Origin of the sequence: Castellaniella sp. MT123, from assembly GCF_039614765.1 — a bacterium.
Classification (GTDB): domain Bacteria; phylum Pseudomonadota; class Gammaproteobacteria; order Burkholderiales; family Burkholderiaceae_B; genus Castellaniella.
Genome location: NZ_CP154879.1, coordinates 2189682 through 2203728, shown reverse-complemented (window position 1 = coordinate 2203728; position 14047 = coordinate 2189682). Strand labels below are relative to the sequence as shown.

Below are 14047 nucleotides of genomic sequence, written 5' to 3'. Positions count from 1 at the left end.
ATGCGCCTTTCGGACCGACTTGCCGAACAGCTGCTGACCCTGATCACCGACCGGGGCCTGCAGCCAGGCGACCGGCTGCCGGCGGAACGGCAGCTGGCACTGGACCTGGGGGCTTCGCGCCCCTCGGTGCGCGAGGCCATCCACCAGTTGGCCAGCCAGGGGTTGCTGCGCAGCCGCCAGGGCGGCGGCACCTATCTGCAAGCCCCGGTCGCCGATGGCGCGTCCTGGCCGCGTCAGCAGCTGGTGCGTACGCTCAATGACCTGGTGTCCGACGACCCGGAATATCGCTACGACGTGCTGGAGGCTCGGCACGCCCTGGAAGGCGCCACCGCCTGGCACGCCGCGCTGCGCGCGACACCCGATGACAGGGCGCGCATCCGCGCCCGCTTCGAAGACCTGGAACGTTTCCAGGGGGGCGACGATCCCGGTCTATCGTCCCAGGCCGATGCCCGTTTCCATCTGGCGATCGCCGAAGCGTCTCACAATGCCGTGCTGCTGCAGATGATGCGTGGGTTGTTCGAACTGTTGCGGGCAACCGTGACGGAGAACCGCCAGCGCATGTACACCGTGCAGCACACACACGAACAGCTGGCCCGGCAGCATCAGGCCCTGATGGAAGCCATCTTGCGAGGCGATGCCGAGGCCGCCCGGGCGGCCGTCTGGCAGCACCTCGAATTCGTGCACGCCACCGTGCGCGCACTCGACGAGGACGAGGCACGTCTGGCCCGTTCGTCCCGTCTCCCGCATGTTTCCTGACCTCTTTATCAAAAATAATCATGATCATTTCCGCCTCCACCGATTACCGTGCCGCTGCCCAGCGCCGCCTGCCCCCGTTCCTGTTCCACTATGCGGACGGCGGGGCCTATGCCGAATACACCCTGCAGCACAACGTCAGCGATCTGTCCGGCGTGGCCCTGCGGCAGCGTGTCCTGAACGACATGTCGCAGCTCGACCTGACGACCCGGTTGTTTGGTGAAACCTTGTCCATGCCAGTGGCACTGGCGCCGGTCGGTCTGACCGGCATGTACGCCCGCCGGGGCGAGATCCAGGCGGCCCGGGCGGCCGACACCCACGGCATCCCCTTCACGATGTCCACTGTGTCGGTCTGCCCGATCGAGGAAGTCGCTCCGGCCATCAGTCGTCCGATGTGGTTCCAGCTGTACGTGCTGAAGGATCGGGGCTTCATGAAGAGCGTCCTGGAACGTGCCCAGGCGGCGGGCGTGTCGACCCTGGTCTTCACGGTGGACATGCCGGTGCCGGGCGCCCGCTATCGCGATGCCCATGCGGGCATGAGCGGTCCCTGCGCCGCCTGGCGCCGTTACCTGCAGGCGGTGTTGCATCCGTTCTGGGCGTGGGATGTGGGGCTCTGGGGCCGGCCGCACGACCTGGGCAATGTGTCCAAATACCTGGGCAAGCCGACCGGACTGGAAGACTACATCGGCTGGCTGGGGGCCAACTTCGATCCTTCGATTTCCTGGAAGGATCTGCAGTGGATCCGCGACTTCTGGAAGGGGCCCATGGTCATCAAGGGTATCCTGGACCCTGAAGATGCGCGTGAGGCGGTGCGCTTCGGTGCGGACGGCATCGTGGTGTCCAACCACGGCGGGCGACAGCTCGATGGCGTGCTGTCCACGGCGCGTGCCCTGCCGGCGATCGCCGACGCGGTAAAGGGGCAGATCACGGTGCTGGCCGATTCCGGCATCCGCACCGGGCTGGATGTGGTGCGGATGCTGGCACTGGGCGCGGACACCGTGCTGCTGGGCCGTGCCTGGCTGTATGCCCTGGCTGTTGGCGGCCAGGCGGGGGTCGCCAATCTGCTGAGCCTGATCGAGAAAGAAATGCGGGTAGCCATGACGCTGACCGGTGCCCGCACGATTGCCGACATCACGCGCGATTCGCTGGTGCGCGACTGATGGCGGCCCGCCGGCGTCCCGCGCAATCCGGTGGGACGCCGGCAGGCCGAAACCGCGATCAGATCGGCTCGTCCAGCCCGAACTGGACCTGTTCGGCGGCGCGCAGCAGGGCCCGGGCCTTGGCTTCGGTTTCCTGCCATTCCTTTTCCGGATCCGAATCCGCGACAATTCCGGCGGCGGCCTGTACGTACAGCATGCCGTCGCGGATGATGCCGGTGCGGATCGCGATCGCCAGGTCCATTTCCCCGCCGTAGCTCAGGTAGCCGGCCGCGCCGCCGTAGATGCCGCGGCGCACCGGTTCCAGCTCGTCGATGATCTCCATGGCGCGTACCTTCGGTGCGCCGGTCAGGGTGCCGGCCGGGAAAGTGGCGCGCAGCACGTCGATGTTGCTCATGCCGTCGTTCAGTTCGCCGCGCACGTTGGACACCAGGTGCATGACGTGGGAATAGCGCTCGATCGTCATGGTGTCGGTGACTTCGATCGTACCGGTCTTCGCCACACGACCGATGTCGTTGCGCGCCAGGTCGATGAGCATCACGTGTTCCGCGCGTTCCTTCGGGTCGGCCAGCAGTTCCTGTTCCAGACGCAGATCCTCTTCCTGGGTGGCGCCGCGCTTGCGCGTGCCGGCCAGCGGGCGGATGGTGACCATCTCGCGGCTTTGCCCGGCTTCGACCTCGCGGTCCTGGCGTACCAGGATTTCCGGCGAGGCTCCCACCACATGGAAGGTGTCGAAATTCCAGTAGAACATATAGGGCGAGGGGTTCAGGGATCGCAGCGCCCGGTACAGCGACAGGGGTGAGTCGCGGAAGGGTTTGGCGATCACCTGGCCCACCTGCACCTGCATCAGGTCGCCGGCGGCGATGTATTCCTTCGCCTTCAGCACGGCCGCGATGTAGTCTTCCTTCTTGAAATCGCGCTCGGTCGGCGTCTGCATGCTGGCATAAGCGTAGGGGATGACGACGGGGGTGCGCAGTTTTTCACGCAAGGCCTTCAGACGCCGGCGGGCCAGGGCATAGGCCTCGGGCTGTTGCGGATCGGCGTAGACGATCAGGTAGGTGCGCCCGGCCAGATTGTCCACGATGACCAGTTCGTCGACCTGCATCAGCATGATGTCGGGGGTGCCGGGTTGCTGGCCGGCGGGCCGGGGTTTGACGCAAGGGCCCAGGCGCGGCTCGATGTGGCGCACGGTGTCGTAGCCAAAGTAGCCCGCCAGACCGCCCGCGAAGCGCGGCATGCCAGGCCGTAGGGCGACCCGGAAACGTTTCTGGAAGGCCTCGATGAAGGCGAGCGGATCGCCTTCATGGGTTTCCACGACCTGGCCTTGCCGCACGACTTCCGTGATCGTGCCGGTGGCGCGGATCAGGGTTTTGGCGGGCAGCCCGATGAAGGAATAGCGGCCGAAGCGTTCGCCGCCGACGACCGATTCCATCAGGCAGCTGTTGCGTCCAGCCTCGGGGCCGGCGTGGGCGAGCTTCAGGTAGATCGCCAGCGGCGTATCCAGGTCGGCATAGGTTTCCGCGATCAGCGGGATGCGGTTGTAGCCTTGGGCGGCCAGTGCATTGAATTCGATTTCTGTCATGGCGGTCGAGGAATGGCGGTAAGGTGGGACCGGGACAGAAAAAAGCCCGGCCAGTGGAAGGTCCGGGCTGTCAGACGGGGCGTTGCGATGTTGTTCGCGCACGCCAGGTGGCCATTACCCGGAACGCAAGCACCACCAGCGCCAGACGGCGCCAGTGGTGATGGGGTAATAGCGGAACTGGTTCATGCGGGTTGTGGTGTCTGGTCGGCAGCCCATTGGGCTGCTTCAATGAGGGATCCCACTATAGCATCCACCGGCAGGCTCTGCACGGGCTGGCCTTCGTTGTAGCCGTAGGGCAGGGCCAGCACCTGGATCCCGGCAGCCCGCGCCGCCAGCGCGTCGTTGATCGAATCGCCGATGAACAGGGCCCGGCTGGGCAGGACGCCAAGCAGGTCGCAGGCGTGGAACAGCGGCAGCGGGTCGGGCTTCTTGCGTTCGCAGGTGTCCCCGCACACCACGGCGTCGAAATACTTGTCCAGGCCCATCTGGCGCAGCAGCGGGCCCGTGAACTCCGTTCCTTTGTTGGTGACGACCGCCAGTTTGACACCCTGGCTGCGGAAGGCCTGCAGCCCGGCGATCACGCCCGGATACACCTGGCTGTGTCGGCCACTCAGCGACCGGTAGTGATCCTGGAAACGGGCGATACCGCGCATGACCAGTTCGATGCTGGGTGCCTGATCGACGTGGCTCAGTGCCCGCATGACCAGTTGTTCAGTGCCTTTGCCGACAAAAGTGGCAATCAGGTCTTCGGGGAGGGGGGGCAGGCCCATGTCCGAACGCATGGCGTTGGTGGCGCTTGCCAGGTCCGGGATGGTGTGCACCAGGGTGCCATCCAGGTCGAACAGAATTCCGGAGAAATGCATGGTGTTGCAGGCAGACAGGATGGCTGGGTGCGAAAAGCCGGCCAAAAGTGAATCAAATGGTGATCAGTGCACTGTTTGGTCAGATGCTGAACCTGAGCATGCGGATCAACTGGATGAACACTGGAGGCGGTGCCGTCGATGCCAGCTTGGCCCTGGGCATCGTACCATTTTCAGCATCGATTGGACCGTCTGAAGGCCTCCGTGAAACAACTATTTCATGAGCGTGGGTCATGCCCGCCGGCGTGCGTCGCCCTGGGCAATGCCATGGCGCAGATCCGCGATGACCTGCATGTAGTCGGGCTGGCCAAAGATGGCCGATCCCGCGACAAAGGCGTCCGCGCCCGCAGCCCGGATGTCGGCGATATTGTCGGATTTCACCCCGCCGTCGACTTCCAGGGCGATCGGCTGACCGCCCTGTGCCTGCCAGCGGTCGATTGCGGCGCGGGCCTGGCGCAGTTTGTCCAGCGTATGGGGGATGAACGACTGACCCCCGAAGCCCGGGTTGACCGACATCAGCAACACCAGATCCAGACGGTCCATGACGTGGTCCATCCATTGCAGCGGCGTGGCTGGATTGAAGACCAGGCCGGCGCGGCAGCCGTGGTCGCGGATCAGGGCCAGCGTGCGGTCCACGTGGCGCGAGGCTTCGGGGTGAAAACTGATGATGTCGGCGCCGGCCTTGGCGAAAGCCGGGACCAGCGCATCGACCGGTTCGACCATCAGATGCACGTCGATGGGCGCCTTTGTGTGGGGGCGTAGCGCCGCGCAGACCATCGGACCCATGGTCAGATTCGGCACGTAATGATTGTCCATGACGTCGAAATGGATCCAGTCGGCACCGGCCGCCACGACGGCGGCGACCTCCTCGCCCAGTCGGGCGAAGTCGGCGGACAACAGGCTGGGGGCGATGCGGGCGGCGGGCAGTTCGGTCATGGCGAAACAGGGTCCGGATATGTCATGATGGCGGTTTGATCGTTTCGCCCATTTTAGTGCACCCGGTTTCTGCATGAAAAAGCTTCTGTGGTCCGCGGCCCTGCTGGCCGTCCTGAGCGCCTGTTCGACGGTTCCGTTGGAAGAACCCGGGCAGGGTCCATCCGAGGCGGCCCAGGCCGAGCACCCGCTGGTCGTCCCGCCCCTGTCGTCCCTGCCGGAATCGCCGGTGCGCCCCTTGCAGGGGCATTATTCTCCGGTCGCCTGGCATCAGTTGCCCGGCTGGCAGGGCGATGATCTGGCGCACGTCTGGAAAGGTCTGCTCAATGATTGTCGGGGGCTGATGCGGCCAGTGTCCGGGTCGCTGGCGACCCCGGCGCGGGCCGCGCCACGCGCCTGGCAGCCTGTCTGTCAGGCGGCTGTTCAGTCGGGCCTGGGTCCCCAGGCATCGGGCGAGCCGGTGCGCGCGTTCCTGCAGACCCATCTGCGGCCCTGGCAGCTGGATCAGGGCGGGCGGGCCGCGACCGGAACCATCACCGGCTACTACGAACCCCTGATCCGCGCCTCGCGCACACGCCAGGGCGCCTATCAGTGGCCGTTGTATGCCACGCCATCCGACCTGCTGACCATCGATCTGGGGGCGGTCTATCCCGAACTCGCCGGCAAGCGGATTCGCGGCAAGCTCGAGGGGCGCCGGGTCGTCCCTTACGATACGCGCGCCCAGATCGCGACGGATCCGGCCCGTCAGCCGCCCGTCATTGTCTGGGCGGATGATCCGGTCGAAGTCTTCTTCCTGCAGATTCAGGGGTCGGGTCGGGCTGTGCTGCCCGACGGCTCTATGGTGCGCCTGGCGTATGCCGATCATAATGGACAGCCCTACGTGTCAGTCGGCCAGTGGCTGGCGCGCCAGGGCGAGATGCCGCTCGCCCAGGCGTCGATGCAGAACATCAAACAATGGGCGCGTGCGCATCCGGATCGGGTCCCGCAGCTGCTCAACGTCAATCCCGCGATGGTGTTCTTCCGCGAGGAGGCCATCGTCGATCCCGAACTGGGGCCGCGCGGCGGCTATGGCGTCGCGCTGATGGCGCAACGGTCGGTGGCCGTGGACCCGGGGTTCGTGCCCCTGGGCACGCCGCTCTGGCTGGATACCCAGCAGCCCGGGGGCGCAGGCCCCTTGCAGCGGCTGGTGTTCGCCCAGGATACGGGAACCGCGATCCGCGGCGCGGCGCGGGCCGACTTTTACTGGGGCACGGGCGATCAGGCCGGCGCCGCTGCGGGGCGCATGAAACAGACGGGGCGCATGTGGCTGCTCTGGCCGGCCCAGGCAGGCGCCCCCAGCGCGCGTTGAGCGCGCCCGGGAAATCGGCAGGGCTTGCCTCATCGCAAGTGCGCGGCGGGGCGGACGGTGTAGGATGATCGAATCATGAAACAGGAATCCGTACTCGTTTGCGGCACCGGCATCGCCGGTCTGGCTTGCGCCCTGGGGCTGTCCCGAGCGGGGCTGTCGGTCGCGCTGCTGGGGCCGCGCCGGATACCGCCGGTGCGTGTGGCGGATGATTATCATCCCCGCGTGTACGCGATTTCCGGGGCCAGCCATTCACTGCTGGACCGCCTGGGCGCCTGGCGCCTGATGGATGCGCGCCGCATCACGCCGGTCGAGGCCATGGAAATCCACGGCGATGCCGATGGCCTCCTGGACCTTTCCGCCTGGCAGGACGCGCGTGAAACCCTGGCCTGGATCGTCGAATCCGGTGAGATCGAACGCGCTTTGCAGCAGGCGGTGCAGGTCATGGGCATTGCCTGGCACGAGGATCAGTTCGTGTCGCTGGAATCTTCCGCCCACGGTGTCCGGGTCACGACCGCCCAGGGTCAGCGGTTCCATCCCGCGCTGCTGGTGGGGGCCGATGGCGCCCGCTCGCCGGTGCGGGTGGCTGCCGGCATCCGCCACGATTACACGCCTTACGGCGACATGGGGGTCGTGGCGCATCTGGACATCGAATGGCCGCATCAGAATCGCGCCTGTCAGTGGTTTACCGGCGATAGCGTTTTTGCCCTGCTGCCCATGCCGGATACGGCGGATGGCCCGCAGGCGTCGCTGGTGTGGTCCATGCCCGAGGATCGCGCGCGCGAATGGCTGGCCATGGACGCCGACGCCCAGCAGGCGTATCTGGCATCGCACGCCCTGTCCATCACCGGGGCGCGTCTGGGGCGGCTGCGCTTGCGGACCCGTCCGCAGGGGTTCCCGCTGACGCTGGAACGCAGCGCGATGGTTGCGCCGGGTGTGGCGCTGGTGGGCGATGCGGCCCATCGGGTGCATCCGCTGGCGGGGCAGGGGCTGAACCTGGGACTGGGCGATGTCCAGGATCTGATACAGATCCTGGGGGCGCGCGAACCCCACCACGGACCGGGTGATGCGCGGGTGCTGGCGCGCTATCGGCGCCGGCGCGCCGAGCCCGTCCTGGCCATGGGGCTGGTGACCCACGGGCTGCACCGGCTGTTTGGCGCGCAGTGCGCGCCGCTGGCCTGGGCGCGCAATCAGGGCATGCAGGTGGCGGATCGCCTGCCGTTCCTGAAGCGTCAGCTGATCCGGGCGGCGGCGGGCGACAACTGATGCCGCATTGACACGTCGGTACCGATCGATACCGTCAGTCAGGTTTTCTTGACCGGATCCCTCGATGTCGGACAAAATTGCCTCTTGTTATATGGCAATCCGGGGATAAATCCCGGGTTGCCTCGGTTTTTTCTGAGGTTCACATGAAATATTCCCTGGGGCTGGCTGCCGTGTTGCTGAGCAGCAGCTTGTCCGCGTTAGCCCAGCCGGCGCAAGACCGGGTACTGAGCACCCAGCCGGCCAGTCCGGCCGCATCGGCCGCGGTGCCATCCACTTCCACCCTGACCCCCGCCAAAACGCCCGCAGCGGTGACCGGTTCGGCGGGTACCGTGCTGTCCACGGCGGCGCCGGAACAGGCGCAGGCCATCACAAAGGCGTTCCAGCAACGCTTTCCGGGCATCCATGTGGATGCCATCCGGATCACACCCATGACAGGGATCTACGAGGTCCAGGTGGGGATGGACCTGCTGTATACCGATGCCCAGGTGGATTATGTCCTGCAAGGTTCTCTGATCGATGCCAAGGCCCGCCGCGACCTGACGGCCGAGCGGCTGGAGGTCCTGCAGCAAGTGGCGTTCGACAGCCTGCCGCTGGATCATGCGATCCGCCAGGTCAAGGGCACGGGCGCGCGCAAGGTGGCGGTGTTCGAGGACCCCAATTGCGGCTACTGCAAGCAGCTGGATCGCACGCTGGAAGATGTGGACAACGTGACGGTCTATACCTTCCTGTTTCCGATTCTGGCGCCGGATTCGACGACCAAGTCGCGCGACATCTGGTGTGCGGCAGATCCCGCCAAGGCCTGGCAGGCCTGGATGCTGAAGGGTGAGCTGCCGCCCACCGCCGACTGCCAGACCCCGATCCAGGATAACCTGGCACTGGGGCGCAAGCTGAATGTGCAGGGTACGCCGGCGCTGTTCTTCGCCGACGGCACCCGGGTGAACGGCGCCCTGCCGCTGGACGCCCTGAAGAAGAAACTGGCCGCCCAGCCGGGGTGATTTATTTCAGCAGCGTCCAGGCGCCGTTCTTGACGGTGATGAGTTCGCGGCCGCGCTGATCGAAACCGCTGTGGTCGGCCGGACTCATGTTGTAGACGCCTTGGGTGGCGACCAGTTCATGGGTCTGTTCCAGGGCGTCGCGCAGCGCTTTGCGGAAGGCCGGCGTGCCCGGTTGCGCGGTTTTTGCCGCGATGGGGATGGCGTGCCGCAGCAGCAGGCCGGCATCGTAGACGTTGGCGCCGAAGGTGGCCGGGCGCTCGCCGTACATGGCCTGATAGCGCTGGATATAGTCCTGCGCGATGGGCTTGGATGGATTGCTGTCGGGGACCTCGGGCAGCACAAGCATCAGGCTGGCCGCCAGGATGGTGCCATCCACCGCTTTGCCGCCCAGTTTCAGGAAGGCGGGCAGGGCGGCCCCATGGGTCTGATAGAACTGCCCCCGGTAGCCCTGCTGTACCAGCGTGATCTGGGGCAGGGCGGCGGCGCCTCCGGTGCCGGCCACCAGGACGGCGTCAGGCTTGGCGGCCAGCAGTTTCAAGGCCTGGCCGGTGACAGAGCTGTCGGTGCGCTGATAGCGTTCGGCCACTGTCATTTTCAGGCCGTTTGCCTGGGCGAGTTTGCTGAAGACCTGGTACCAGTCATCCCCGTAGGCATCGGCGAAGCCGATGAAGCCGACCGTGTGGATGCCGCGTTTGACCATGTCGCGTACCAGGGCCTGGGCGATGATGTCCGTGTTCTGGGTGGTCTTGAAAGCCCATTGTTTCTGTTCCGTCATCGGCAGCACGACCGAGGCCGCGCCCACCGGCGCGAGCATGGGCGTGCCGGACTCGGCGGCGAACTGCAGCACGCTCATGGAATTGGGCGACCCGGTCGGTCCGATGATGGCATCGACGTGATCTTCGGAAATCAGTTTCTTGAAGGCCGTGACCGTCTGGGTGGGGTCGCTGGCGTCGTCCAGACTGATGTATTCGATCTTCAGATCCCCGGCCTGCTTGGGCAATAGCGGCACGGTGTTCTTCTGGGGGATGCCGACCAGGGCGGTCGGGCCGGTTGCCGACGCCACCACGCCGATCCTGACCTGAGCCAGGCTGGTCAGGGGAAGGGTCAGCAGGGCAACCAGTGTGGCTGCCAGGGCTCGTGTGTGCACGGTGGGTCTCCTGGTGTGTTGGATTCGGTGTTCAGCCAATCTCGGCCGCGTTGCGGATCGTGGGGCGTGGCGCGGGTTGGCGAACAGCGTGCCCGCGATTGTCCGGGATGGCGTGTGACTGGGGAATTGTATTGAAAAAGCCCCGTTCCGGGGAACGGGGCTTTGGGGATGGGGACTTAGAATTCAGCCCATTCCTCGGTGTCGGCGGTCGCGGGTGCCGGCTTCCCGGGGGCCCGCAATGCGGGACGGGTGGCCGCCGCGGCCGGTTCCGCCGGCTTCGGTTCGCGACGCGGCCGCTGTGGCACCGGGCTGACGACCTTTTCGGGGGCTGCGGGCAGGCGTGGCGCCTGCTGGGCAGTACGACCGTTGGCGGATGCGGGCTCGCCAGCCATGGATGCGCGGCGGGCGTCTGCGTTGGCGGACGAACCGGCGGCTGACGCATCGGTGCCCAGGTTGAAGGTGGTGACCAGCTGGGCGAGTGTGTCGGCCTGGTTCTGCAGGCTGGTGGCGGCGGCGGAGGATTCTTCCACCAGGCTGGCGTTCTGGCGCGTGACATCGTCCATCTGGGTGATCGCGGAATTGATTTCCTCGATGCCGGTGGTCTGTTCGCGGTTGGCCGCGTTGATCTCGCCCATGATGTCGGTGACGCGGTTGATGCTGTCCACGATCTGCTGCATGGTGGCGCCGGCATGGGCGGCCTGTTCGTTGCCCTTGGCGGTGGACTGGACCGAGGCGTCGATGAGCGCCTTGATTTCCTTCGCGGCCCCAGCGGATCGTTGCGCCAGGGCGCGCACCTCGGAGGCGACCACGGCGAAACCGCGGCCTTGTTCGCCGGCGCGGGCGGCCTCGACGGCGGCGTTCAGGGCCAGGATGTTGGTCTGGAAGGCGATGGAATCGATCACGCCGATGATGTCGGCCACCTGTTGGGACTTGCCGTTGATCTCGCTCATGGTGCCCACCAGCTGTCCCACCAGGGTACCGCCGTCGGTGGCGGTTTTCGCGGCGGCGGCGGCCAGGGTATTGGCCTGCTGGGTGTTGTCGGCGTTTTGGCGCACGGTGGCGGTGATCTGTTCCATCGTGGCGGCGGTCTGCGCGAGCGAACTGGCCTGTTGTTCGGTGCGCGAGGACAGGTCCAGGTTGCCGGCGGAGATCTGGCTGGCGGCCGAGGCGATGGAATCGGCGCCGCTGCGCACTTCGCCGATCGCGCCGCGCAGGTTGCCGGCCATGGCGCCCAGAGCGCGCAGCAGCAGGCCGATTTCGTCTTTGGTGTGCGACTGGATGTCGTGACTGAGGTCACGGCGGGCGACGGCTTCGGCCAGGCCCACAGCGGCGCGCAGCGGGTGGGTGACCGAGCGCGTCACGCGCCAGGCGAACAGGGGGCCCAGGATCAGCGCCAACAGGGTCGCGATGCCCAGCAGGGTCATGCCCAACTGGTTCGAGCGCGCGCCTTCCTGGACGGTCTGCTCGACCGAGTCGCTTTGCATCTTGGAGAGCTTGTCGATTTCCGTGATGTATTGCGCCGTGATCTTCGGCATTTCCTGGTTGAAGAAGGTATCGGCCTTGGCGTAGTCGCCGTTGTCCAGGTCCTTGAATGCCTGGGCGCGGCCAGTGCGATAGGTGTCGCGCACCTGCAGGGCCTGCTTGAATTGGGCGATGGCATTCGCCTGCTGCAGCTGCTTTTCGATCTGGACGCGGAGTTCGTCGGACCGCTGATCCGAGGCTTCCATGCCTTTCTTGAAGACGTTCAGTACGTCGGGATTGGTCAGGTTGGCTGCCGCCAGAGCCTGGTTGGCGTTGACCTCGACTTGGCGGGCCCAGCGCAGGATGAGAGAGTTGCTCGACTGGCGATGGACCAGATCGGCGCTGCCCTGTTCCGTGGCCTGCATGCGCCAGGCGCCGATGCCCGACATGATCAGCAGCAGGATGATGATGAGACCAAAACCCAGCGCCAGCCGGGTGCCGATTTTCAGGTTACGCATGGATTCCTCGGACAGTGGGAGAAAAGTGTCGGAACCGCGCGGGCAGCCATCCCGGTGCGGACCGGACTATCGTTTCTCTGGATTGTACGAAGTGTATCCAGATCCAAATGGCACAACAGGGGCCGTCTCGGGCCCCTTTTCATCCTGAAAACGGTCCGCGAGAGGCGGGCCGGCCGGGCTTAGAACTCGGCCCATTCCTCCGTGTCGGCGGTGACGGGGGCCGGCCGATTGGGGGCCCGCAAGGCCGGTTTGGCACTGGGGCGGGCTGCCGCGGCCGCAGGGCGCGGACGTTGCGGAGCCGGGCTGACGACCTTTTCCGGCGCGGCCGGCAGACGGGGCGGCTGCGAGGCGGTTCGGCTGCCTGCCGGGGAGGCGGAAGCCGCGTCGGCGCCCAGGTTGAAGATGGCGACCAGTTGCGCCAGGGTGCCGGCCTGTTCCTGCAGACTGGTGGCAGCAGCTGCGGATTCTTCCACCAGGCTGGCGTTCTGGCGGGTGACGTCGTCCATCTGGGTGATTGCGGAATTGATTTCCTCGATGCCCGTGGTTTGTTCCCGGCTGGCGGCGCTGATCTCGCCCATGATGTCGGTGACGCGGTTGATGCTGTCCACGATCTGCTGCATGGTGGCGCCGGCATGGGCGGCCTGCTCGTTGCCCTTGGTGGTGGCTGCGACGGACGTGTCGATCAACGCCTTGATTTCCTTCGCAGCCCCCGCGGATCGCTGCGCCAGAGCGCGGACTTCGGCGGCGACCACGGCGAAACCGCGGCCTTGTTCGCCGGCGCGGGCGGCCTCGACGGCGGCGTTCAGGGCCAGGATGTTGGTCTGGAAGGCGATGGAATCAATCACGCCGATGATGTCGGACACCTGTTGGGATTTGCTGTCGATCTCACCCATTGTGCCCACCAGTTCGGCGACCAGCGCTCCGCCATCGGATGCGGTCTGGGCAGCGGTTGCCGCCAGGGTGTTGGCCTGGTGGGCATTGTCGGCGTTCTGGCGCACAGTGGCGGTGATCTGTTCCATTGTGGCGGCGGTTTCGGCCAGGGAGCTGGCCTGCTGTTCGGTGCGCGAGGACAGATCCAGGTTGCCGGCGGAGATCTGGTTGGCGGCCGAGGCGATGGAATCGGCACCGCTGCGGACTTCGCCCACGGTGCCGCGCAGGTTCTGCGTCATGCGCCCCAGGGCGTGCAGCAGCTGGCCGATTTCATTGGTGGATTCGGTCTGGACCCGGTGGCTGAGGTCGTTATGGGCGATACCCTCGGCGAGGGATACCGCATCGGCCAGCGGTCGTGTGATGGCCCGCATGACACGCCATGCAAACAGGGGCCCCAGGATGAACGCCAGGACGGTGGCCAGGATCAGCAGGTTCTCGCTGGTCCGAGCCTGGCTGGCGGAATGATCTTGCGCCTGGTTGACCATGTTCTGCTGATACTGGCGTAGCGCATCCAGGCTGGCGATGTAACTCTTGTTGGCGGCCGGAAGCTGGTCGCGGACGAGCTCGTTTGCCAGCACGGATTGATAGCTGTCCAGCGCCTTGAAGACTCGGTTCATGATCTGCAGGTACTGCGTGCGCTGATTCAGGATCTCGGTAAACAGACGCTTGGATTCCGGTGCGGTGAACAGAGCCTGACCCTTCTGGGTGTCGCTTTCGATCGTCTGCGTGGCTTTGTCGATCTCTTGCTTGAAGTAGCCGATCATCTCCGGGTCGGAGATCAGTGCATAGGCCATGACTTGGTTCGCACGCACTTCGACGGAATGGCTCCATTCGGTTATCAGTTGATTGGCTTCGCCGCGTAGGCCGATTTCTTTTGCGATGGACTGGGTGCTGCGGGCATTCCAGATGCCGATCGAGGCCAGAATCAGGGCGAGAAGCAATAGAAATGCAAAAGCTGCGGCAAGCCGTGTGCTGATCTTGAGATTTTTCATGTGATGTGGCGTGCAGGGTGCCTGAACGAGTTTTCAGGTTTTCCGTATGTTAGGGAAAACCCGCCCGTTCTGATCTGCTCAGCAAGCGCCGAAACCCAGCCTACTTTT

Annotated in this window: 11 protein-coding genes; 5 read left to right on the top strand and 6 right to left on the bottom strand. The window is 65.7% G+C overall.

Annotated elements, in window-relative coordinates; genetic code table 11:
- The gene (lldR, locus tag ABCV34_RS10290) at positions 1-756 is read left to right on the top strand and encodes a transcriptional regulator LldR (protein ID WP_345796133.1); all 756 of its coding nucleotides are present in this window, start codon (positions 1-3) and stop codon (positions 754-756) included.
- A 20-nt stretch (positions 757-776) separates the two neighbouring features.
- Positions 777-1913, top strand: coding sequence for an FMN-dependent L-lactate dehydrogenase LldD (gene lldD, locus ABCV34_RS10285; protein WP_345796132.1), 1137 nt, complete (start codon positions 777-779; stop codon positions 1911-1913).
- A 58-nt stretch (positions 1914-1971) separates the two neighbouring features.
- Here the strand turns inward: lldD and trpE are convergent, their stop codons facing one another.
- From trpE to rpe, 3 genes are all read right to left on the bottom strand, one after another.
- Positions 1972-3492 (bottom strand): anthranilate synthase component I, encoded by a 1521-nt coding sequence (gene trpE / locus ABCV34_RS10280; RefSeq protein ID WP_345796131.1) that lies wholly within the window; start codon positions 3490-3492, stop codon positions 1972-1974.
- Between the two features lie 182 nt (positions 3493-3674).
- Entirely contained in the window at positions 3675-4355 is a 681-nt protein-coding gene (locus tag ABCV34_RS10275) for a phosphoglycolate phosphatase (protein WP_345796130.1), read from the bottom strand.
- 228 nt (positions 4356-4583) lie between these two features.
- Positions 4584-5288, bottom strand: coding sequence for a ribulose-phosphate 3-epimerase (gene rpe, locus ABCV34_RS10270; RefSeq protein WP_345796129.1), 705 nt, complete (start codon positions 5286-5288; stop codon positions 4584-4586).
- 73 nt (positions 5289-5361) lie between these two features.
- Between rpe and ABCV34_RS10265 the strand changes: the two genes are divergently transcribed.
- The 3 genes from ABCV34_RS10265 to ABCV34_RS10255 all read left to right on the top strand — a co-directional run bounded on the left by ABCV34_RS10265 (position 5362) and on the right by ABCV34_RS10255 (position 8891).
- Positions 5362-6633, top strand: coding sequence for a murein transglycosylase A (locus tag ABCV34_RS10265; RefSeq protein ID WP_345796128.1), 1272 nt, complete (start codon positions 5362-5364; stop codon positions 6631-6633).
- Between the two features lie 75 nt (positions 6634-6708).
- Positions 6709-7896, top strand: coding sequence for an FAD-dependent monooxygenase (locus tag ABCV34_RS10260; RefSeq protein WP_345796127.1), 1188 nt, complete (start codon positions 6709-6711; stop codon positions 7894-7896).
- Between the two features lie 143 nt (positions 7897-8039).
- Entirely contained in the window at positions 8040-8891 is an 852-nt protein-coding gene (locus ABCV34_RS10255; RefSeq protein WP_345796126.1) for a DsbC family protein, read from the top strand.
- Position 8892: 1 nt separating this feature from the next.
- On the opposite strand, the gene ABCV34_RS10250 is transcribed toward ABCV34_RS10255, so the two are convergent.
- The 3 genes from ABCV34_RS10250 to ABCV34_RS10240 all read right to left on the bottom strand — a co-directional run bounded on the left by ABCV34_RS10250 (position 8893) and on the right by ABCV34_RS10240 (position 13939).
- Positions 8893-10038 carry an ABC transporter substrate-binding protein gene (locus tag ABCV34_RS10250; RefSeq protein ID WP_345796125.1) on the bottom strand — a complete coding sequence of 382 codons (1146 nt, stop codon included), beginning with the start codon at positions 10036-10038 and terminating at the stop codon, positions 8893-8895.
- Between the two features lie 176 nt (positions 10039-10214).
- Positions 10215-12017 carry a methyl-accepting chemotaxis protein gene (locus ABCV34_RS10245; protein WP_345796124.1) on the bottom strand — a complete coding sequence of 601 codons (1803 nt, stop codon included), beginning with the start codon at positions 12015-12017 and terminating at the stop codon, positions 10215-10217.
- Between the two features lie 179 nt (positions 12018-12196).
- Entirely contained in the window at positions 12197-13939 is a 1743-nt protein-coding gene (locus ABCV34_RS10240; protein ID WP_345796123.1) for a methyl-accepting chemotaxis protein, read from the bottom strand.
- Positions 13940-14047 lie beyond the last annotated feature (108 nt).